This is a genomic window from Methylobacterium sp. Leaf94, assembly GCF_001426045.1.
Taxonomy (GTDB): Bacteria; Pseudomonadota; Alphaproteobacteria; order Rhizobiales; family Beijerinckiaceae; genus Methylobacterium.
In genome coordinates this window covers 89332-109828 of sequence record NZ_LMRM01000012.1, presented here as the reverse complement: position 1 = coordinate 109828, position 20497 = coordinate 89332, and the positions used below count along the sequence as shown (strand labels likewise).

The 20497-nt window shown below is 65.7% G+C and carries 18 protein-coding genes; 2 read left to right on the top strand and 16 right to left on the bottom strand.

The window, feature by feature from the left end; genetic code table 11:
• Window positions 1–2: 2 nt before the first annotated feature.
• The 15 genes from nuoN to ASG63_RS08865 form a co-directional block, all read right to left on the bottom strand.
• Window positions 3–1445 (bottom strand): NADH-quinone oxidoreductase subunit NuoN, encoded by a 1443-nt coding sequence (gene nuoN / locus ASG63_RS08930; RefSeq protein ID WP_056214627.1) that lies wholly within the window; start codon window positions 1443–1445, stop codon window positions 3–5.
• 12 nt (window positions 1446–1457) lie between these two features.
• A complete protein-coding gene (locus ASG63_RS08925; protein ID WP_056214623.1) occupies window positions 1458–2981 on the bottom strand; it encodes an NADH-quinone oxidoreductase subunit M in 1524 nt (507 codons plus the stop codon).
• A 31-nt stretch (window positions 2982–3012) separates the two neighbouring features.
• Window positions 3013–5106, bottom strand: coding sequence for an NADH-quinone oxidoreductase subunit L (nuoL, locus tag ASG63_RS08920; protein ID WP_056214620.1), 2094 nt, complete (start codon window positions 5104–5106; stop codon window positions 3013–3015).
• Between the two features lie 148 nt (window positions 5107–5254).
• Complete coding sequence (gene nuoK, locus ASG63_RS08915; RefSeq protein ID WP_055947368.1) at window positions 5255–5560, bottom strand: NADH-quinone oxidoreductase subunit NuoK; 306 nt, start codon at window positions 5558–5560, stop codon at window positions 5255–5257.
• A gap of 43 nt (window positions 5561–5603) precedes the next feature.
• Window positions 5604–6224, bottom strand: coding sequence for an NADH-quinone oxidoreductase subunit J (locus ASG63_RS08910; protein WP_056214617.1), 621 nt, complete (start codon window positions 6222–6224; stop codon window positions 5604–5606).
• Window positions 6225–6441: 217 nt separating this feature from the next.
• Window positions 6442–6930, bottom strand: a complete 489-nt coding sequence (gene nuoI / locus ASG63_RS08905) for an NADH-quinone oxidoreductase subunit NuoI (RefSeq protein WP_056214614.1) — start codon at window positions 6928–6930, stop codon at window positions 6442–6444.
• 19 nt (window positions 6931–6949) lie between these two features.
• Window positions 6950–7246, bottom strand: a complete 297-nt coding sequence (locus ASG63_RS25150; protein WP_156394126.1) for a hypothetical protein — start codon at window positions 7244–7246, stop codon at window positions 6950–6952.
• Window positions 7247–8269, bottom strand: coding sequence for an NADH-quinone oxidoreductase subunit NuoH (gene nuoH, locus ASG63_RS08900; protein ID WP_056214611.1), 1023 nt, complete (start codon window positions 8267–8269; stop codon window positions 7247–7249).
• Window positions 8270–8281: 12 nt separating this feature from the next.
• Complete coding sequence (gene nuoG / locus ASG63_RS08895) at window positions 8282–10363, bottom strand: NADH-quinone oxidoreductase subunit NuoG (RefSeq protein ID WP_056214608.1); 2082 nt, start codon at window positions 10361–10363, stop codon at window positions 8282–8284.
• Window positions 10364–10408: 45 nt separating this feature from the next.
• Complete coding sequence (gene nuoF / locus ASG63_RS08890; protein WP_056214605.1) at window positions 10409–11710, bottom strand: NADH-quinone oxidoreductase subunit NuoF; 1302 nt, start codon at window positions 11708–11710, stop codon at window positions 10409–10411.
• 1 nt (window position 11711) lies between these two features.
• On the bottom strand, window positions 11712–12815 hold the full coding sequence (gene nuoE, locus ASG63_RS08885; protein ID WP_056214601.1) for an NADH-quinone oxidoreductase subunit NuoE: 1104 nt from the start codon (window positions 12813–12815) through the stop codon (window positions 11712–11714).
• A gap of 19 nt (window positions 12816–12834) precedes the next feature.
• Window positions 12835–14025: an NADH-quinone oxidoreductase subunit D gene (locus ASG63_RS08880; RefSeq protein ID WP_056214596.1), complete on the bottom strand. Its 1191-nt coding sequence runs from the start codon at window positions 14023–14025 to the stop codon at window positions 12835–12837.
• A gap of 16 nt (window positions 14026–14041) precedes the next feature.
• Window positions 14042–14689, bottom strand: coding sequence for an NADH-quinone oxidoreductase subunit C (locus ASG63_RS08875; RefSeq protein WP_056214592.1), 648 nt, complete (start codon window positions 14687–14689; stop codon window positions 14042–14044).
• Window positions 14690–14704: 15 nt separating this feature from the next.
• Window positions 14705–15292, bottom strand: coding sequence for a NuoB/complex I 20 kDa subunit family protein (locus tag ASG63_RS08870; protein WP_056214588.1), 588 nt, complete (start codon window positions 15290–15292; stop codon window positions 14705–14707).
• A 60-nt stretch (window positions 15293–15352) separates the two neighbouring features.
• Window positions 15353–15718 (bottom strand): NADH-quinone oxidoreductase subunit A, encoded by a 366-nt coding sequence (locus ASG63_RS08865; RefSeq protein WP_055948771.1) that lies wholly within the window; start codon window positions 15716–15718, stop codon window positions 15353–15355.
• Between the two features lie 425 nt (window positions 15719–16143).
• On the opposite strand from ASG63_RS08865, the gene ASG63_RS08860 reads away from it, so the two are divergent.
• Both ASG63_RS08860 and ASG63_RS08855 read left to right on the top strand, forming a co-directional pair.
• The gene (locus ASG63_RS08860) at window positions 16144–17277 is read left to right on the top strand and encodes a glycosyltransferase family 4 protein (protein ID WP_056214584.1); all 1134 of its coding nucleotides are present in this window, start codon (window positions 16144–16146) and stop codon (window positions 17275–17277) included.
• Between the two features lie 160 nt (window positions 17278–17437).
• Entirely contained in the window at window positions 17438–19768 is a 2331-nt protein-coding gene (locus tag ASG63_RS08855) for an amylo-alpha-1,6-glucosidase (protein WP_056214582.1), read from the top strand.
• A 192-nt stretch (window positions 19769–19960) separates the two neighbouring features.
• Here ASG63_RS08855 and infC read toward each other — a convergent pair whose 3' ends face one another.
• Window positions 19961–20482 carry a translation initiation factor IF-3 gene (infC, locus tag ASG63_RS08850; protein WP_238280755.1) on the bottom strand — a complete coding sequence of 174 codons (522 nt, stop codon included), beginning with the start codon at window positions 20480–20482 and terminating at the stop codon, window positions 19961–19963.
• Window positions 20483–20497: the final 15 nt, after the last annotated feature.

Below are 20497 nucleotides of genomic sequence, written 5' to 3'. Positions count from 1 at the left end.
ACCTAGAACAGCGACTTGGCGGCGGCACCCGCGGCGCCGACGATGGGACCCGGCACGATCCCGAGCAGCACCACGACCAGGCTCGCCAGGGCGAGGACGATGCGGGCCCCCGGCGGCATCGGCTCGTAGGCGGCGACCGGCTCGTCGAAATACATCACCTTGACGAGGCGCAGGTAGTAGAACGCGCCCACCACGCTGGTGACCACGCCGATGATCGCCAGGGCGACGAGGCCCGATTTGATGGCCGCGAGGAAGACGTAGTACTTGGCGAAGAACCCGGCCAGCGGCGGGATGCCGGCTAGCGAGAACATCATCGCGGCCAGGCAGAAGGCCATGACCGGATGGGTGCGCGACAGCCCGGCGAGGTCGTCGACGGATTCGAACATCCGGCCGCCGCGGCGCAGCGACAGCAGCACCGCGAAGGCCCCCAGCGTCATCGCCAGGTAGATGATCATGTAGACGACGACGCCGCTGATGCCCTCCTGCGAGCCGGCGGCGAGGCCCACCAGGGCGTAGCCGACATTGCCGATGGAGGAATAGGCCATCAGGCGCTTGAGCGAGCGCTGGCCGATGGCGGCGAAGGAGCCCAGCGCCATCGAGGCGATCGCCACGAAGACGATGATCTGCTGCCAGATCGCGGTCACGTCCGGGAAGGCGCCGATGAAGAGGCGCACCGTCATCGCCATGGCGGCCATCTTGGGCGCCGAGGCGAAGAAGGCGGTCACGGGGGTCGGCGAGCCCTCGTAGACGTCGGGCGTCCACATGTGGAACGGCACCGCCGCGAGCTTGAAGGCGACGCCGGCCGCCACGAAGACGATGCCGAGCACGATGCCGAAGCCCGCGGTGCCGTCCAGCGCCGCGACGATGCCGGGGAACGAGACGGTGCCGGTGAAGCCGTAGACCAGGGAGGCGCCGTAGAGCAGCATGCCCGAGGAGAGCGCGCCGAGGACGAAGTACTTCAGCCCGGCTTCCGTCGACTTCAGGTTGTCGCGATGGAAGGCCGCGATGACGTAGGCGGCGAGCGACTGCAGCTCCAGGCCGAGATAGAGCGCGATCAGGTCGTTGGCCGAGGCCATGACCATCATGCCGATGGTGCAGAGGATCAGCAGGATCGGGAACTCGAACCGGTCGATGCGCTCCCGCTGGAAATAGTCGCGCGAGAGCAGGATCGTGGCCGCAGAGCCCAGCAGGATCAGGGCCTTCATCACCTTGGAGAAGTTGTCGACGATGAAGGAGCCGTTCAGGGTCGTGACCTTGGCGCCCGACTGGGACATGACCGCGAACAGCGCCACCACCAGCAGGATCAGGGCCCCGACGTTGACGCCCTCGGCGGAGCGCTCGCCCCGGAACGCACCGTAGAGGATCAGCACCAGCACGCCGACGCTGAGGATCAGCTCCGGCAGGGCGGGCCCGAGCGCGGGCAGGACGATCTGAGCGGCGTTCATCGGGTCAAGCCTTCAGCGCGACGCGGGCGGCAGGGTGGCCGCGGCGGTCTGCGTGTTCGAGAGCGCGGTCCGCATGCTCTGCATCAACGCGTCCGTGGAGGGCGCGAAGGTGTCGAGCACGGGGGCCGGGTGGACGCCGTAATAGATCGTCAGGGCGACGAGCGGCGCGATGATGATCTTCTCGCGCAGGTCCAGGTCGAGGATGCCCTGCAGGTTGGGCTTCTCGAGCTTGCCGTAGATCACGCGGGCATAGAGCCAGAGGGCGTAGCCGGCCGACAGGATGATGCCGAAGACCGAGAAGAACGCCACCGTCGGGTTGGCCCGGAAGGCGCCCATCATGGCGAGGAACTCGCCCACGAAGCCGGAAGTGCCGGGCAGGCCGACATTGGCCATGGTGAAGACCATCATGGCCGCCGCGTAGAGGGGCATCCGCTTCACGAGGCCGCCATAGGCCGCGATCTCGCGGGTGTGCATCCGGTCGTAGACCACGCCGACGCAGAGGAAGAGCGCGCCCGACACGATGCCGTGCGAGATCATCAGGAACAGCGCGCCCTGGATGCCCTGCTCGTTCATCGTAAAGAGACCCAGCGTCACGAAGCCCATATGCGCCACCGAGGAGTAGGCGATGAGCTTCTTGATGTCGGTCTGCATCAGGGCGATCAGCGAGGTGAAGATGATCGCGATCACCGAGAGGGCGAACACCATCGGGGCGAAGGCGTGGCTCGCGTCCGGGAACATCGGCAGCGAGATCCGGATGAAGCCGTAGCCGCCCATCTTCAGGAGGATGCCCGCCAGGATCACCGAGCCGGCGGTGGGCGCCTCCACGTGCGCGTCGGGCAGCCAGGTATGGACCGGCCACATCGGCATCTTCACCGCGAAGGAGGCGAAGAAAGCCAGCCAGAGCCAAGTCTGCAGTTCCACGGGGAAGCGGGTGTGCAGCAGGGTCGGGATGTCGGTGGTGCCGGCGTGCCAGTACATCGCCATGATGGCGAGCAGCATCAGCACCGAGCCGAGCAGGGTGTAGAGGAAGAACTTGAAGCTGGCGTAGATGCGCCGCTTGCCGCCCCAGATGCCGATGATGAGGAACATCGGGATCAGGCCGGCCTCGAAGAACAGGTAGAACAGCACCAGATCGAGGGCGCAGAACACGCCGATCATCGTCGTCTCAAGGACGAGGAAGGCGACGAAGTACTCCTTCACCCGGACGTTCACCGAGAGCCACGAGGCGCCGATGCAGAACGGCATCAGGAAGGTGGTCAGCAGGATCAGCGGCATCGAGAAGCCGTCGACGCCGAGCTTGAACCGGGTGGCCTCGCTCAGCCAGGCATGGGTCTCGACGAGCTGGAAGTTCGCCGTGGTCGCGTCGTAGCGGCCCCAGGCCACCAGCGAGAGCAGGAAGGTGGCGAGCGTGGTGATGAGTGCGGCCCAGCGCGCGTTGCGCTTCGCGGCTTCCGTCTCCTCGCCCAGGGTGAGGATGAAGGCCGCGCCGCAGAGCGGCACGATGAGCAGGCCGGACAGGATTCCGAGGCCTAACATGAGCGGGCGCTCCGATACGTGACGGCGGCCATCAATGGGCGACCTTGGGCAAGCCGGTCAGCATGTACCAGCTGATGAGGGCGGCGACGCCGACGAGCATGACGAAGGCGTAATGGTAGACGTAGCCGGTCTGGAAGCGGACCACGCCGCGGGTCACGTCGAGGACGCGGGTGGCGATGCCGTCCGGGCCCATGCCGTCGATGACGCGGCCGTCGGCCTCCTTCCAGAGGAACTTGCCGAAGTCCTTGGCCGGGCGGACGAAGATCCGGTCGTAGAGCTCGTCGAAGTACCACTTGTTGAGGAGGAACCGGTACAGGCTCGGCTGCTGGGCGGCGAGCTGGCCCGGCAGTTCCGGCCGGCGGATATACATCCAGTAGGCCAGCACGAAGCCGATCAGCATCATGATGAAGGGCGAATAGACCACCAGCGCCGGCACCGCGTGGATGTCGTGCATGATGTGGTTGTCGGGGCCGTGGCCGAGGGCGTGGCCCCAGAACGAGTCCATGCCCTCACCGATGAACCGGTTCTTGAAGATCAGGCCGGCGAAGAGCGCGCCGAAGGCCAGGATGCCGAGGGGGATCGTCATCACCAGCGGGCTCTCATGCGGGGTGTGCGCATGGTCGTGGTGCTCGATGGCGCTGTGCGAGGCCGGCTCGACGTCGTGGCCGTGATCGTCGTGGGCGACGCCCTCGTGGTGGCCCGGGGCGCCGTCGGCCTGGGTCGAGGCGGCGGCATGCGCCACCGCGTGGGCGTCGTCGTGGTGCGCCCCGTGGCCGGCCCAGCGGGCCGGTCCCTCGAAGGTCATGAAGAACAGGCGCCAGGAATAGAACGAGGTCATCAGCGCGGCGACGACGGTGCAGATGAAGGCCAGGGTGTGCCCGGGCCGCGTCGAGGCGTAGGCCGCCTCGATGATGGCGTCCTTCGAATAGTAACCCGCGGTGAAGGGGAAGCCGATCAGCGCCAGGGTGCCGATGGTCATCATCGCCGAGGTGAAGGGAATGTAGCGGCGCAGGTTCCCCATGTTCCGCATGTCCTGCTCGTGGTGCATCGCGTGGATGACCGAGCCGGCCCCGAGGAACAGCAGCGCCTTGAAGAAGGCGTGGGTGAAGAGGTGGAAGACGGCCGCCGAGTAGGCGCCGACGCCGAGCGCCACGAACATGTAGCCCAGCTGCGAGCAGGTCGAGTAGGCGATCACGCGCTTGATGTCGTTCTGCACGAGGCCGATCGTGGCCGCGAAGAACGCCGTGATGCCGCCGATGACCGTGACCACGACGAGGGCGTTGGGGGCGAGCTCGAACAGCGGCGACAGGCGCGCCACCATGAAGACACCGGCCGTCACCATGGTGGCGGCGTGGATCAGCGCGGAGACGGGGGTCGGCCCCTCCATCGCGTCCGGCAGCCAGGTGTGCAGCAGGAACTGGGCCGACTTGCCCATGGCGCCCATGAACAGCAGCAGGCAAGCGAGGGTCAGGGCGTTCCAGTCGTAGCCCAGGAAGTGGAAGGTCGCGTCCTTGATCTCGGGCGCGCGGGCGAAGATGCCGTCGAAGGCGATCGAGCCCGTCAGCACGAAGACGAGGAAGATGCCAAGCGAGAACCCGAAATCGCCGACGCGGTTGACGATGAAGGCCTTCATGGCCGCGGCGTTGGCGGAAGGCTTCTCGTACCAGAACCCGATCAGCAGGTAGGAGGCGAGGCCGACGCCCTCCCAGCCGAAGAACATCTGCACGAGGTTGTCGGCCGTCACCAGCATCAGCATGGCGAAGGTGAAGAGCGACAGGTAGGCGAAGAAGCGCGGCCGGTGCGGATCCTCCTCCATGTAGCCGATGGAATAGAGGTGCACGAGGGTCGAGACCGAGGTCACCACCACCAGCATGATCACCGTCAGGGTGTCGATGCGGAAGGCCCAGTCGACCACGAGGTCGCCGGCGGTGAACCAGGTCGCCACCTGCACGCGGGTGGCGTGCTCGGTGCCGGGCACCTCCAGGAAGGCGCCCCAGGACAGCAGCGCCGAGAAGGCGAGGAGGCCGGTGGTGATGCCCTCGCTGAGCTTCGGGCCGAGCTGGCGGCCGAACAGGCCGGCGAGCAGCGCGCCGACGAGCGGGAGGAAGACGATCGCGTGATACATCGCTGGCTTGTCCGGCCTCCTGGGTGCGCCCGGTCCCCGCGCGCTGCGCGGGGAGCCCGAGCGGCGCCCTGTGGGGTTCGTGTCACCGCCCCGGCGGCGCGCGCACCGCGCTGCCGGGCGTCGAATCGGGTGGCGTCGCGGTCCCGCGTCAGCCCTTCATCATGTTGACGTCCTCCACCGCGATCGAACCACGGTTTCGGAAGAACACGACGAGGATGGCGAGGCCGATGGCCGCCTCCGCCGCCGCGACCGTCAGCACGAACAGGGCGAAGACCTGGCCGGTGATGTCGTTGAGGTGGGTGGAGAAGGCGACGAGATTGATGTTCACCGCCAGCAGGATCAGCTCAACGGACATCAGGATGACGATGACGTTCTTGCGGTTCACGAAGATGCCGAGCACCCCCAGCGTGAACAGGATCGCGGCGACCGTCAGGTAATGGCTCAGGCCGATCATCGGATGTGGCTCCCGGTCTCTGCCGTTCGAGGTCCGCCGGCCATCAGACTTCCACGCCCTGGCGCGAGGGCACCTTGCGGGTTTCCACCGCCATGGTCTGCGTGCGCGCGTTCTGGACGGCGATGTTCTGGCGCTTGACGCCCGGTCGGTCGCGCAGGGTCAGCACGATGGCGCCGATCATCGCGACGAGCAGGATCAGGCCGGCGAGCTGGAAGAAGAAGACGTAGTCCGTGTAGAGCACCCGGCCCAGCGCTTGGGTGTTGGTCACCGCCTCGGCGCTGGCGACCGGACCGAGGGGCGCCTGCACGAGGCCCGGATCGATGGTCCAGGAGCCCACCACGAGCAGCAGCTCGATCAGGAAAACCGCGCCGATCAGCGCGCCGATGGGCAGGTATTGCTGGAAGCCCTGGCGCAGCTGGGCGAAATCCACGTCGAGCATCATCACGACGAACAGGAACAGCACCGCCACCGCGCCGACGTAGACGACCACCAGGATCATCGCCAGGAACTCGGCGCCCATCATCACGAACAGCCCGGCGGCGTTCACGAAGGCCAGGATGAGGAAGAGCACGGAGGCCACGGGATTGCGCGAGGCGATCACCATGAAGCCCGAGGCGATGGTCACACCTGCGAACAGGTAGAAGAAGGCAGCGGCTGCACTCATGCGATTCTAGAGATCAGCCGTCCCGAGGACGGCCCCTTCTGCCGAAATTGTGCCACGGCCCACCGGCCGCCCGTCTATAGAACCCGCCCCTGCGGCGCACAACCGCCTCGGCGGGGTCCGGCCGACTCCGTGGGAACGGAATCGCCCCTGATGTCTCATCCACGGGCCGCGCGAAGGATGCGCCCGGCAAGAGGATCCGCCCGGCGGGAGCGCGCGCTCAGCGGTAGGGCGCGTCCACCGCGAGGTTGCGGGCGATCTCGCGCTCCCAGCGGTCGCCGTTGAGGAGGAGCTTCTCCTTGTCGTAGAGGAGCTCCTCGCGGGTCTCGACCGAGAACTCGAGATTCGGCCCTTCCACGATGGCGTCCACCGGGCAGGCCTCCTGGCACATGCCGCAATAGATGCACTTGACCATGTCGAGGTCGTAGCGGGTCGTGCGGCGGGTGCCGTCGTTGCGGCGCGGACCGGCCTCGATGGTGATGGCCTGGGCGGGGCAGATCGCCTCGCACAGCTTGCAGGCGATGCAGCGCTCCTCGCCGTTGGGGTAGCGGCGCAGGGCGTGCTCCCCCCGGAAGCGCGGGCCGCGATGGCCCATCTCGAAGGGGTAGTTGATCGTGGCCTTCGGCTTGAAGAAGTACTTCATCGCCAGGATGAACCCGGACGCGAACTCCTTCAGCAGCAGACCCTGAGCGACCTGATCGAGCTTCATGGTCGTTACATGCCTGTCATCATGACTTGGTGGTCGGATACGTGAAAGCTAACGCAAATGACACAAGGAGAACGAGTCCTGCAGACACCCACATCAACCAACGCTTGAAGAATTCGATTTCGCGGACGTCCGTGCTGGTTTCACGCATCTTATGCTGCGTGGCGGCCCGGACTGCGAACAAGAGAGCACCACTGACAATCAATCCGATGAGAAATCCCGTCAGAGAAAAACTTCCAGTCCAGCGCTCGCGAATCTGAATTGCGATCGCCACGAAGGCCAGAAGCGGAAAGACCAGACGCCCGAATTTCTTCCACATTCAGGCGCCCGGCGCGAGGCCGGTGAGCTTGAGGACAAAGGCGACGACGATGACCGAGACGAGCGAGAGCGGCAGGAACACCTTCCAGCCGAGGCGCATGAGCTGGTCATAGCGGTAGCGCGGCACCATGGCCTTCACCATGGCGATCATGAAGAAGAGGAAGCTGGCCTTCAGGGCGAACCAGATCAGGCCCGGCACCCAGGTGAAGGGCGCGAACGGGATCGGCGAGAGCCAGCCGCCGAGGAACAGCACCGTGCCCAGCGCGCACATGGTCATGATGGCCACGTACTCGCCCAGCATGAACAGCAGGTACGGCGTCGACGAATACTCGACCATGTAGCCGGCCACGAGTTCCGATTCGGCCTCCGGCAGGTCGAAGGGCGGGCGGTTCGTCTCGGCCAGGGCCGAGATGAAGAACACCACGAACATCGGGAACAGCCAGAGCCAGTACCAGCCCAGGATGCCGAGGCTGGTGTCCTGCGCCATGACGATGCGCGAGAGGTTCAGGGAGCCGGCGCACAGGAGCACGCAGATGATGACGAAGCCGAGGGAGACCTCGTAGGAGATCATCTGCGCCGCCGAGCGCAGCGCCCCCAGGAAGGCGTATTTCGAGTTCGAGGCCCAGCCGCCCATCAGGACGCCGTAGACGCCCAGCGACGAGATCGCGAAGATGTAGGTGATGCCGACGTTGAGGTCGGCGATGGCCCAGCCCTCGGCCAGGGGAATCACCGCCCAAGCGGCCAGCGCCAGGGTGGCGAAGACCAGGGGCGCCAGCAGGAACAGCGCCTTGTTGGCGCCGGCCGGGATGACCGGTTCCTTCAGGACGAACTTCAGGAGATCGGCGAAGGACTGGAACAGGCCCCAGGGCCCGACCACGTTCGGGCCGCGCCGGAGCTGAACCGCCGCCCAGATCTTGCGGTCGGCCAGCAGCGCATAGGCGATGAAGACGAGCAGCAGCGCCAGGAGCACGAAGCTCTTGAGCGCCAGCAGCAGGACGGTGCCGAGGATTTCCCAGAAGGTCATCGCAGGAGATCCTTATTCGGCCGCTTCGAGGCCGCGCACCCGGGCGAGGCTCGAACACTCGGCGAGCACCCGCGAGGCGCGGGCGATCGCGTTGCTGAGGTAGAAGTCCGGCACCGCCGACGCGAAGGCCGCGCGGGTCGGCTCGCCGCCCAAGGTCGACAAGGTCTCCAGGGTGGCGACCGCATCGTTCGGGGCGATGGCGTCGAGGGCCGCGAAATGCGGATGCTCGGCATAGAGCGCCCGGCGCAGGGCCCCCAGCGAATCGAAGGCCAGGCGCTTGCCCAGCACGTCGGACAGGGCGCGCAGGATCGCCCAATCCTCGCGGGCATCCCCCGGCGGGAAGCCGGCGCGATTCGTGGTCTGGACCCGTCCCTCGAGGTTAACGTAGGTGGCGCTCTTCTCGGTATAGGCCGCCCCCGGCAGGACGACGTCGGCCCGGGTGGCGCCCTGGTCGCCGTGGGTGCCCTGGTAGATCACGAACGCACCCGGTCCCACCGCGACCTCGTCGGCACCGAGGTTGTATACCACGTCGAGATTGCCGCCGTTCGCGATCCCGGCGAAGTCGAACCCGCCCTCCCCCGGCACGAAGCCGAGATCGAGGGCGCCGACCCGGGCCGCCGCGGTCTGGAGCACGCCGAAGCCGCTCCACTCGGGCGTCACGGCGCCGATGTCCCGGGCGAGCGCCGCCGCCGCCGCGAGGATCGCGGCGCCGTCCGGCCGCGCCAGCGCGCCGGTGCCTACGATGACGAGCGGCCGGCTCGCCGCCTTCAGCGCCTGGGCAAAGCTGTGCTGGCCGGAGGCGAGGTCGGCCAGGGTCTCGGGTCCGGCGCCCAGGTAGGTATGCGGATAGGTCAGGTCGACGGGCTCGCCGATGAGGCCGACCGCCAGGGGGCCCATGCGCCAGCGCTTGCGGATGCGCACGTTGAGCAGCGAGGCCTCCAGGCGCGGATTGGTGCCGATGAGGAGGATCGCGTCCGCCTCCTCGATCCCGGCGATGCCGGTGCCGAGGGTGTAGGCGGCCCGGCCCCAGGCCGGGTCGATCGCCTCGCCGGTCTGGCGGCAGTCGAGGCTCGTCACCCCGAGGGAGGTCATCAGCGCCTTCAGCGCGTAGATCTCCTCGACGCCGGCGAGATCGCCCACCACCGCGCCGATGCGCTTGGGGTCGGTGCCCTTCACCTTCGCCGCGATGGCGGCGAACGCCTCACCCCAGGACGCAGGGCGCAGGCGGCCGTTCTCCCGCAGGTAGGGCCGGTCGAGGCGCTGGGTGCGCAGACCATCCACCGCGTGGCGGGTCTTGTCGGAAATCCACTCCTCGTTGATTTCCTCGTGCACGCGCGGCTCGATCTGCATGACCTCGCGCCCGCGGGCATCGACCCGGATGGCGCAACCGACGGCGTCCATCACGTCGACGGATTCGGTCTTCGACAGCTCCCACGGCCGCACCTCGTAGCTCTGCGGCTTGTGGACGAGGGCGCCCACGGGGCAGAGGTCGGCGACGTTGCCCTGAAGCTCCGAGCCCATGGCGGATTCGAGGTAGCTCGTGATCTCCATGTCCTCGCCGCGCCCGATGGCGCCGAGATCCGGCACGCCGGCGACCTCCGCCAGGAAGCGGACGCAGCGGGTGCAGTGGATGCAGCGGTTCATGGCGGTCCGCACCAGCGGGCCGATGTACTTCTCCTCGACGGCGCGCTTGTTCTCCCCGTAGCGGGTCGAGTCGACGCCGTAGGCCATTGCCTGGTCCTGCAGGTCGCAATGGCCGCCCTGGTCGCAGATCGGGCAGTCGAGCGGGTGGTTGATGAGGAGGAACTCCATAACCCCCTCGCGGGCCTTCTTCGTCTGGCCCGAGCGCGTCAGCACCTCCGGCGGCTCGCCGTTGGGTCCGGGCCGGCAATCCTTCACCGCATAGGCGCAGGAGGCCACCGGCTTCGGAGCGCCCTTGAGCTCCACAAGGCACATCCGGCAATTGCCCGCGATGGACAGCCGCTCGTGGAAGCAGAAGCGCGGAATTTCCGCGCCTGCGGCCTCGCAGGCCTGGAGCAGCGTGTACTCCGCCGGAACATCGACCTCGGTGCCGTCGACGACGATCTTGGTCATGCGTGGGTCTCGGTCTCGAAACTTAAGGGCGGCGCGAGGGGCGGATCACTCCGCCGCCATCGGCACCGGATCGGAATGCGGGTTGGCGCTGTAGCGGTCGATGCGCTTCTCGATCTCAGGACGGAAGTGCCGGATCAGACCCTGGATCGGCCAGGCGGCCGCGTCGCCGAGCGCGCAGATGGTGTGACCCTCGATCTGCTTCGTCACGTCGAGGAGCATGTCGATCTCGCGGCGCTGGGCCCGGCCCTCCGCCATGCGCAGCATCACGCGCCACATCCAGCCCGTTCCTTCGCGGCAGGGCGTGCACTGGCCGCAGGACTCGTGCTTGTAGAAGTAGGCGATACGGGCGATTGCCGAGACGATGTCGGTGGACTTGTCGAGCACGATGACCGCCGCCGTGCCGAGGCCGGAGCCGAGGTTCTTAAGCGTGTCGAAGTCCATCTTGGCATCGATGATCTGCTCGGCCGGGACCAGGGGCACCGAGGAGCCGCCGGGAATCGAGCAGAGCAGGTTGTCCCACCCGCCACGCATGCCGCCGCAATGCTTGTCGATGAGTTCGCGGAAGGTGATCCCGAGTTCCTCCTCGACGTTGCAGGGTTTGTTGACGTGGCCCGAGACGCAGAACAGCTTGGTGCCGGTGTTGTTCTTGCCACCGAGGCCGGCGAACCAGGCGCCGCCGCGGCGCAGGATGGTGCCCGCCACCGCAATGGATTCGACGTTGTTGACCGTCGTGGGGCAACCATAAAGACCCATATTGGCGGGGAATGGAGGCTTCAGGCGCGGCATCCCCTTCTTGCCTTCGAGGCTCTCCAGCAGCGCCGTTTCCTCGCCGCAGATATAGGCGCCGGCGCCGTGGTGGACGTAGATGTCGAAGGGATAGCCGTGGACATTGTCCTTGCCGACGAGGCGGGCCTCGTAAGCCTCGTCCACCGCCCGCTGGAGGGCGTGCTTCTCGGCGACGTACTCGCCGCGGATGTAGATGTAGCAGACATGCGCGGCCATCGCGAAGGATGCCAGCATGCAGCCCTCGATCAGGAGATGCGGATCGTGCCGCATGATCTCCCGGTCCTTGCAGGTGCCCGGCTCGGACTCGTCGGCATTGACCACGAGGTAGTGCGGACGCCCGTCGGACTTCTTGGGCATGAATGACCACTTAAGGCCTGTGGGGAAGCCAGCGCCGCCACGGCCCCGCAGGCCCGACTGCTTCATCTCGTCGATGATCCAGTCGCGGCCCATTTCCAGCAGGAATTTGGTGCCATCCCAGGCGCCGCGCTGCTTGGCGGCCTCGAGCCCGGGAGAATGCAGGCCGTAGAGGTTCGTGAAGATGCGATCCTGATCGGCGAGCATGTCAGTTCCCCTTCTTTGGGGCGGAAAACCCGGGTGTCTCCGGCCTCGTCGTTGAAGCCTTCGTCGATGAGGCCTCGGTGCCGGCCGACTGAGGGTCTTTGACGTCCGCGCTGGCACCCGTGGCCGCTGGCTGGGGCGGTGGCTCGTTGCGCGGCAGGCTCGACTGGGTACCGGCTTCCGCACCTGCGGCTTCCGACTTCGCGATCATCTCCGGAGCCGGCGCGGTCGGCGAGGCTGGCTGCGCCGTTGAGTTCGTCCCGTCGGCGGCATCCATCTTATCGCTCGCCTTCACGGGAGACTCTCCGGCCGCAGCCCGCTGGGCAGGCCCGTCGGTCGCCGACGTCCCAACGGCCCGACCCGCATCGGGACGGGCGGGCTTCGGGTCCCCGGCGGCGCGCTGTTCGGACGAAGCCGCCTCGGCCTTGCCCTGCTCGCTGCCACCTTCGGCCTCTTTCTGCTCGAAGCGCTTGCGCCAGGTTCCCACGCGCGATCCGTCGAATAGGTTCGCATCGGTGAGTGTATCGGCGCCCCCGAGCGGCTCGGACGAGGTCCGTCCGACTTGCGAGCCGACCTTCACCGGCCGGCCAGCGGCGAGGTCGTCCATCAGCTTGCCGAGGAGGTCGGGTGTCAGGTCCTCGTAGTAATCCTGATTGATCTGCGCCATCGGAGCATTGCAGCAGGCGCCCAGGCACTCGACCTCGAGCCAAGAGAAGTCACCGTCAGCACTCACGTGGCCGGGCGCTCCGAGACGGTGGTGCAGGTAGTCTTTCAACTCGCGCGCGCCACAGGAATCACACGGCACGGTTCCGCAAAGCTGGATCCAGAACTTACCGACAGGCTCCAAGGCGAACATCGTGTAGAAGGTCGCGACTTCGAGCACGCGGATATGGGGCATGCCAAGTTCGTCGGCCACCGCCTCAATGGCCTTCTGCGGCAGCCAGCCGCCATTCTGCTCCTGCGCCTTCCAGAGCAGCGGGATTACCGCCGAGGCCTGACGGCCCTCAGGATACTTCTCGATTTGGCCCTTCGCCCAATCGGCGTTCTCGGACGAGAACGTGAAGGTGGCGGGCTGCTCGGCAGCGGAGGCGAGTCTGCGGTTGGCCATCAGTTTCGAACCTTGATCCTCACCGGTCCACTTCGCCGAACACGATGTCCAGCGTGCCAAGCACGCAGGACACGTCGGCCAGCATGTGGCCGCGGCACATCCAGTCCATCGCCTGAAGGTGGGCGAAACCCGGAGCGCGGATCTTGCAGCGGTAGGGCTTGTTGGTGCCGTCGGCGACGAGATAGACGCCGAACTCGCCCTTGGGTGCCTCGACGGCGGCGTAGACCTCGCCGGCCGGCACGTGGAAGCCCTCAGTGTAGAGCTTGAAGTGGTGGATCAGCGCTTCCATCGAGCGCTTCATCTCGCGGCGTGGCGGCGGAGCAATCTTGCCGTCCGTAGCTGAAATCGGCCCCTGGCCCGCCGGCTGGCGCAGCTTGATGCAGCACTGCTTCATGATCTTGGCCGATTCGCGCATCTCTTCCATGCGGATGACCTGGCGATCGTAGGTGTCGCCGTTCCTCCCCACGGGGATATCGAAATCCATCTCCTCGTAGGCCTCGTAGGGCTGCGACTTGCGCAGGTCCCACGGGATGCCGGAACCACGGACCATCACGCCGGAGAAGCCCCAGGCCATCGCCTCGTCCACGGTGACGATGCCGATGTCGACGTTGCGCTGCTTGAAGATGCGGTTGCCCATGACGAGGTTGTCGAGATCATCGACAACCTGCAGGAACGGATCGATGAACGCTTCGATATCGTCGATCAGTGCGGGCGGCAGGTCCTGATGGACGCCACCGGGCCGGAAGTAGTTGGCGTGGAGCCTTGCGCCCGATGCACGCTCGTAGAAGATCATCAGCTTCTCACGCTCTTCGAAGCCCCAGAGCGGCGGCGTCAGGGCGCCGACATCCATGGCCTGCGTGGTGACGTTGAGAAGGTGGGAGAGAATGCGCCCGATCTCGCAGAACAGCGTGCGGATCAGCTGCGCCCGCCGCGGCACCTCGAGCCCGAGCAGCTTCTCAATGCCGAGGCAGAAGGCGTGCTCCTGGTTCATCGGCGAAACATAGTCGAGCCGGTCGAAGTAGGGCGTCGCCTGGAGGTAGGTCTTGTGCTCGATGAGTTTTTCGGTGCCGCGATGGAGCAGGCCGATGTGGGGATCGACCCGCTCGACGATCTCCCCGTCGAGTTCCAGCACGAGACGCAGCACGCCGTGAGCCGCCGGATGCTGCGGTCCAAAATTGATCGCGAAGTTGCGGATGTTGTGCTCGGTCATGGCCTCGCTCCGCTGCTCAAGCCGACGTCTTCTCATCGCCCAGGAGCACGTACTCGGTGCCCTCCCACGGCGAAAGGAAGTCGAAGTTTCGGAATTCCTGGGTGAGCTTGACCGGCTCGTAGACCACGCGCGCCTCGTCCTGGTCGTAGCGGACCTCGACAAAGCCGGTGAGCGGAAAGTCCTTGCGCAGGGGGTGCCCTTCGAAGCCGTAATCAGTGAGCAGCCGACGCAGGTCCGGGTGGCCCGAGAACAGGATGCCGTAGAGGTCGTAGGTCTCGCGTTCGAACCAGTTCGCGGCCGGAAAGACCTCGATTACGGAGGGCACCGGCGTCTGGTCGTCGGTCTGCACCTTCAAGCGGATCCGGGAATTATGGCGCAGCGAGAGCAGGTGATAGACCACGTCGAACCGCTTCTCCCGGGCCGGATAATCGGCGCCGCAGATGTCGATGAAGCAGCGAAAGGCGCAGGTTGGGTCGTCGCGCAGGTAGGTCAGCGCGTAGACGATGTCGCTGGCCTGCACCACGAGGGTGAGTTCGCCGAAGGCGATGGTGCGGGAGACGATCGCGGGCCCGAGCGCACAGGCGACATGGTCGCTGATCCGCTGCAGGGCGCCGACGCCGGACTCCGGCGCGGTATGGGCAAGGATGCTGATGCCATTGGTCATGCCGGGCGTCCTTCCTCAGCGCTCGATCGTACCAGTGCGGCGGATCTTCTTCTGGAGCAGGAGCACGCCATACAGCAGCGCCTCGGCCGTGGGCGGGCAGCCCGGGACGTAAATATCCACCGGCACCACCCGGTCGCAGCCGCGGACCACCGAGTAGGAATAGTGGTAGTAGCCTCCGCCGTTGGCGCAGGAACCCATCGAGATGACGTAGCGAGGCTCCGGCATCTGGTCGTAGACCTTGCGCAAAGCCGGAGCCATCTTGTTGGTCAGCGTGCCGGCGACGATCATCACATCGGACTGACGCGGGCTCCCGCGTGGCGCAAATCCGAAGCGCTCGCAGTCGTAGCGCGGCATTGACATCTGCATCATCTCAACGGCGCAGCAGGCGAGGCCGAAGGTCATCCACATCAGCGAGCCGGTGCGGGCCCAGTTGATCAGATCATCCGTGGACGTGACGAGAAATCCGCGATCGGCGAGTTCGTCGTTGATCGACAGGAAGGTCGGATCATTGGCGCCGATCGGAAGGCCCGTGCTGGGATCGATGATGCCCTTGGGGGCCTGGGCGATCGCCGGGGCGCGGGAGAGGTCGGGGCTGAAGGCCATCGGTTTCTCGGGATCAGGCTTCGGATGGGCGGACTTCGTGGACGGCGCGATTCGGGAACACTAGTCCCATTCGAGGGCGCCCTTGCGCCACTCGTAGACGAAGCCGACGGTCAGAACGCCGAGGAAAGCCATCATCGACCACATGCCGAACCATCCAAGCTCACCGAAGGAGATTGCCCACGGGAACAGAAACGCGACCTCGAGGTCGAAGATGATAAAGAGGATCGCGACGAGGTAGAAGCGCACGTCGAACTTCATGCGCGCGTCGTCGAAAGCATTGAAGCCACACTCGTAGGCCGACAGCTTTTCCGGATCGGGGCTATTGTAGGCGACCAGGAAGGGCGCAACCAGCAGGGCCGCAGCAATGAACACAGAGACGCCGATAAAGACGATGAGGGGCAGATAGTCTGCCATCAGGCCGGACATGCGGGACCTCTCGTATTGGCAGGCGATTGGGACGCCTTCGACGCCTTAGGCCACATGGAATTGCTCCAATGCCAGACTGCGCCGGCGCGAGGCTTAGACGACCCCCCGGAGTGAAACAAGGGCATCGTGCGTCGCACAAAATCGGCCATGCGCCTGAGGTAGTTCTTCCCCCGTTCCGAACAACACGACCGATGCGCGCAGGGGGTCGTTCGGCCGGTTTCCTACAATTCCTGCCATGGACTTGTCTGGCATGCCAGACGGCATCGAACGCGGGGATAGCGGGGACATCTTAGTCCGTTTGTCAGAGAGTTCTGGCGTAGCTCAAGGGCCGGGAACCATAACCTTGGCCGTCCGTTTCGTTCATGTCCCACTCAGGCCGGATCGCGTTAGGTCGGCGCAACATTCGACCTCATAGGAGACGCTTCGTGCGCATTGCCCAGATTGCTCCGCTTTCGGAGGCCGTACCCCCGAAGTTCTATGGTGGTACCGAGCGCGTGGTGTCATGGATCACCGAGGAACTGGTCCGCCAGGGCCACGATGTGACTTTGTTCGCTAGCGGTGATTCGGAGACCTCGGCCAAGCTTGCAGCCTGCACGCCCGAGGGCCTGCGCCTCCTCGGCTATCGGGATCACACTGCGAGCCACCTTGCCATGTTGCACCACGTGCACAAGCGAGCGCACGAGTTCGATATCCTCCACTTCCACATCGATCTGCTTCAGTATCCGATGTTCGAAGATCTAAATCACAAATGCCTCACAACGATGCACGGGCGCCTCGACGTGCCGGACTTCATGCCGGTCTACCGCACCTTCACGGGTATGCCTCTGGTGTCGATCTCGGACAATCAGCGTGATCCGATGCCCGAGAACGTCAACTGGCTCTCGACCATCCACCACGGTCTTCCGGCCCAGAACTGCCCGTTCTATCCGGAGTCGAAAGGCGGCTACCTTGCCTTCCTCGGCCGCATCTCCCCGGAAAAGCGTCCCGACCGTGCGATCGAGATGGCGATCCGTTCCGGCATACCGCTGAAAATCGCCGCAAAAGTCGACAAGGCCGACCAAGATTATTGGGACGAGGTCATCGAGCCGATGATCCACCATCCCCTCGTCGAGTTCATCGGCGAGATCAACGAGGAGCAGAAGAAGGACTTCCTCGGCAACGCCCTCGCCCTTGCCTTCCCGATCGACTGGCCGGAGCCCTTCGGCCTCGTGATGATCGAGGCGATGTCGGCCGGCACGCCGGTCATCGCTTTCCGGAACGGTTCCGTGCCGGAGGTGATCGCGGATGGTGTCTCTGGCGTCCTGTGCGACTCGATGGATGACGCGGTGGCGGCGGTCCACGCAGTGAAGTCGATGAGCCGTACTGGCGTGCGCAGGCACTTCGAAGGTAATTTCACCGCCGAGTGCATGGTGCGTAAGTACGTTGCCGCCTACGAGCGATTGCTCGCCGGCGCGAACTCGGTGATCAAGCTACCGCATGCCGGCGCTTTCTCCTCGCACTATGGCGAGATGAACGGCTCCGCCCTGCCCCAGATCTCCGTCGCTGCGATGCCTGCCTGATACTGTCCGAGCCGGGCCCCGCCCGGCATCGGATTTGCTCGCCGCCGAGCAGGCTGGCGCCGCAAGATTGCCGCACTACCTCTGCCACTGAGGGCCGCCGCGCCGCATCATGCGACCGGCGGCCCTTTTGATTCGACACCCATTTCGGAGACGCTCAGGCATGGCAGCGGATACACTGAAGGCGACCTCCGAGCCCGCGACCGAAACGCGGATTCCCCGGGGCTTCCAGGATGCCGACGAAGTCCTGCCGCAATATCACATCGAGGCGCAGACCTCACTTGTCGAGCGCCCGCTGCGCTCGCTGAAATACGGCGAGGCTTTCGCGGTTCTCGACAGCTACGGCGATATCGGCGTGCTCCCCGGTCCCGAGGGCCTCTACTTCCAAGACACGCGCTACCTCTCACGTCTGCATGTCACCATCGAGGACCAGCGACCGCTGCTGCTGTCCTCGGTGATGCAGGACGACAACGGCGCGCTCAGCGTCGACATGACGACGCCCGACATCCGCATCGACGCTCATGACGAGACCACGATCCCCCGCGAACTGATCGCGATCGAACGCACCAAGTTTCTCTTCAAGGGCGCGTGCTACGATAGGATCGGCCTCCGCAACTATGATTCCCGGCACTGGCATCTGAAGGTTGCCGTCACCTTCGACGCCGATTTCCGGGATCTCTTCGAAGTGCGCGGCATGGACCGCCCTGTGCGCGGCAAGCGCAGCGTTCAGGTGGCGAGCGAATCCGAGATCCAGTTTCGCTACGCCGGCCTCGACGAGGTCGTGCGCACCACGAGCCTGTATTTCGGGCCGACGCCCAAGCACATCGAGCCGGGCCGCGCCGAGTTCGTCGTCTCCCTGCCGCCAGGCGGACGCGCTTCGCTGTTCCTGAGAGCGGTCTTCGAATCACACCGCGCCTTCACCAGCGCTCCCGCTGCCGAGCGGGTCGGCGAGGATGCAGCAGCCGGCCTGTCGCGCGCCGCAGGGAGTTCCGCTGCTCCGCGCCACCCGAAGGGTCTCGCCGAGGGTGTCATTTTCGCTCGGGCCTATCGCGACTCCCGTCGCGACCTGCGCCAGCTCACTGCCGGCATCACGACGATCATTTCGTCGAACGACCAGTTCAACGAAGCCGCCTGTCGCGCCACCGCTGACCTCTACATGCTGGCAAGCCGGACGCCGGAAGGCATCTACCCCTTCGCGGGCATTCCCTGGTACTCCACGGTATTCGGGCGCGACGGGATCATCACCGCCATGATGGCGCTTTGGATCGACCCGAACTTCGGGAAGGGCGTCTTGCGCTACCTCGCCTCGACCCAGGCCCAGGCCGTCGACCCGGCCGCCGACGCGCAGCCCGGCAAGGTTCTGCACGAAACCCGGCGCGGTGAGATGGCCATGCTCGGCGAGGTGCCGTTCCGGCACTACTACGGCACCATCGACGGCACGCCGCTCTTCGTGATGCTGGCCTGGGAGTACTATGCCGTCACCGGTGACCTGGAGACAATCTCGGGGATCTGGCCTGCTCTGGAACTCGCCCTTACCTGGATGGACGAGTACGGCGACCGGGACGGCGATGGGTTCGTTGAGTATGCCCGCGACACCGACAAGGGCCTTGAGAACCAGGGCTGGAAGGACAGTCACGACTCCATCTTCCACACCGACGGCGATCTGGCGAAGGGCCCTATCGCTCTCTGCGAAGTCCAGGGCTACGTCTATGCCGCCAAGAACGGGGCGGCCAAGCTCGCCTCGCTTCTGGGCCATGACACCCTGGCGCAGCGTCTCGGCGAGGAGGCGCAGACCCTGCGCGACAATTTCGACAAGGCATTCTGGTGCGAGGCGATCGGCACCTACGCCCTCGCCCTCGATGGCGAGAAGCGGCAATGCGCCGTACGCTCGTCCAACGCCGGCCATGCGCTTTTCACCGGCATCGCGCGGCCGGAGCGCGCAGCGAGCGTCGCCGCAAACCTCCTGTCGAAGGACGGCTTCAACGGCTGGGGCGTGCGCACGATCGCCCGCGGCGAAGCTCGCTACAATCCGATGTCGTACCACAACGGCTCGATCTGGCCGCACGACAACGCACTGATCGCCCTCGGACTGGCGCGTTACAACCTGAAGCCGGAAGCGTCGCGGATCTTCGAGGGCATGTTCGACACGGCTCTCTATCAGGATCAGAAGCGGCTGCCGGAGCTGTTCTGTGGTTTCATGCGACGCCACCAGCGCGGCCCCGTCTCCTACCCCGTGGCCTGCTCACCACAGGCCTGGGCCGCAGCGGCGCCGTTCGCCTTCCTGGCGGCCTGCCTCGGGTTGGAGATCGACCACGACCGTAACCGGGTCCGCTTCCGCAATCCGACCTTGCCGCCGTTCCTCGATGGCGTCTCGATCTTCAACCTGAAGATTGGCACCTCACGCGTGGACCTGCGCCTGCAGCGCTACGGCGAGGACGTCACGGTTAATGTCCTCCGGCGGACCGGCGATGCGCAGATCTCTCTGCTGAAGTAGGCCTCGAAGAGCGGGCAGCATTCGCGCGCGGGATGCTGCCCGTTGGGCGAAAACGCCCTCTACTTGAAAGACCACCGGTCGACACACCGACGCGTCGTCGACCGGGTCCATGCAGATGTGGAAAGTGAAAAACACCGCCTGCCGAGAGGAAGGCGGTGCATTTTCTGCGTCAGGCGCTCAACCGGGAGCGGCTCAGCGCGGAGCCAGAATCATGATCATCTGGCGGCCTTCGAGCATCGGCTCGCTCTCAACCTTAGCGATCTCCTGGGTCTCGTTCTTCACCCGCTCGAGCAGGCGCAGGCCGATGTCCTGGTGGGCCATCTCACGACCGCGGAAGCGCAGAGTCACTTTGACCTTGTCGCCTTCCTCGAAGAACCGGATTACGGCCTTCATCTTTGTATCGTAGTCGTGCTTGTCGATCCCGGGGCGGAGTTTGATCTCCTTGACCTCGACCGTCTTCTGCTTCTTGCGCGCTTCGTTCTGCTTCTTCTGTTCGTTGAAGCGAAAACGGCCGTAGTCAAGAAGCTTACAGACGGGAGGGACGGAGTTCGGTGCGATCTCGACGAGGTCGAGACCCGCCTCCTCGGCCATTGCGATGGCGTCGAAGAAGGCGACGACGCCACGGTTCTGTCCGGTGTCGTCGATGAGCTGCACTTCGCGGACGCCGCGGATGTCCCGGTTGGCGCGCGGCCCGTCCTTCTGCGGGGCCGGCATAGCTCTCATAGGTCT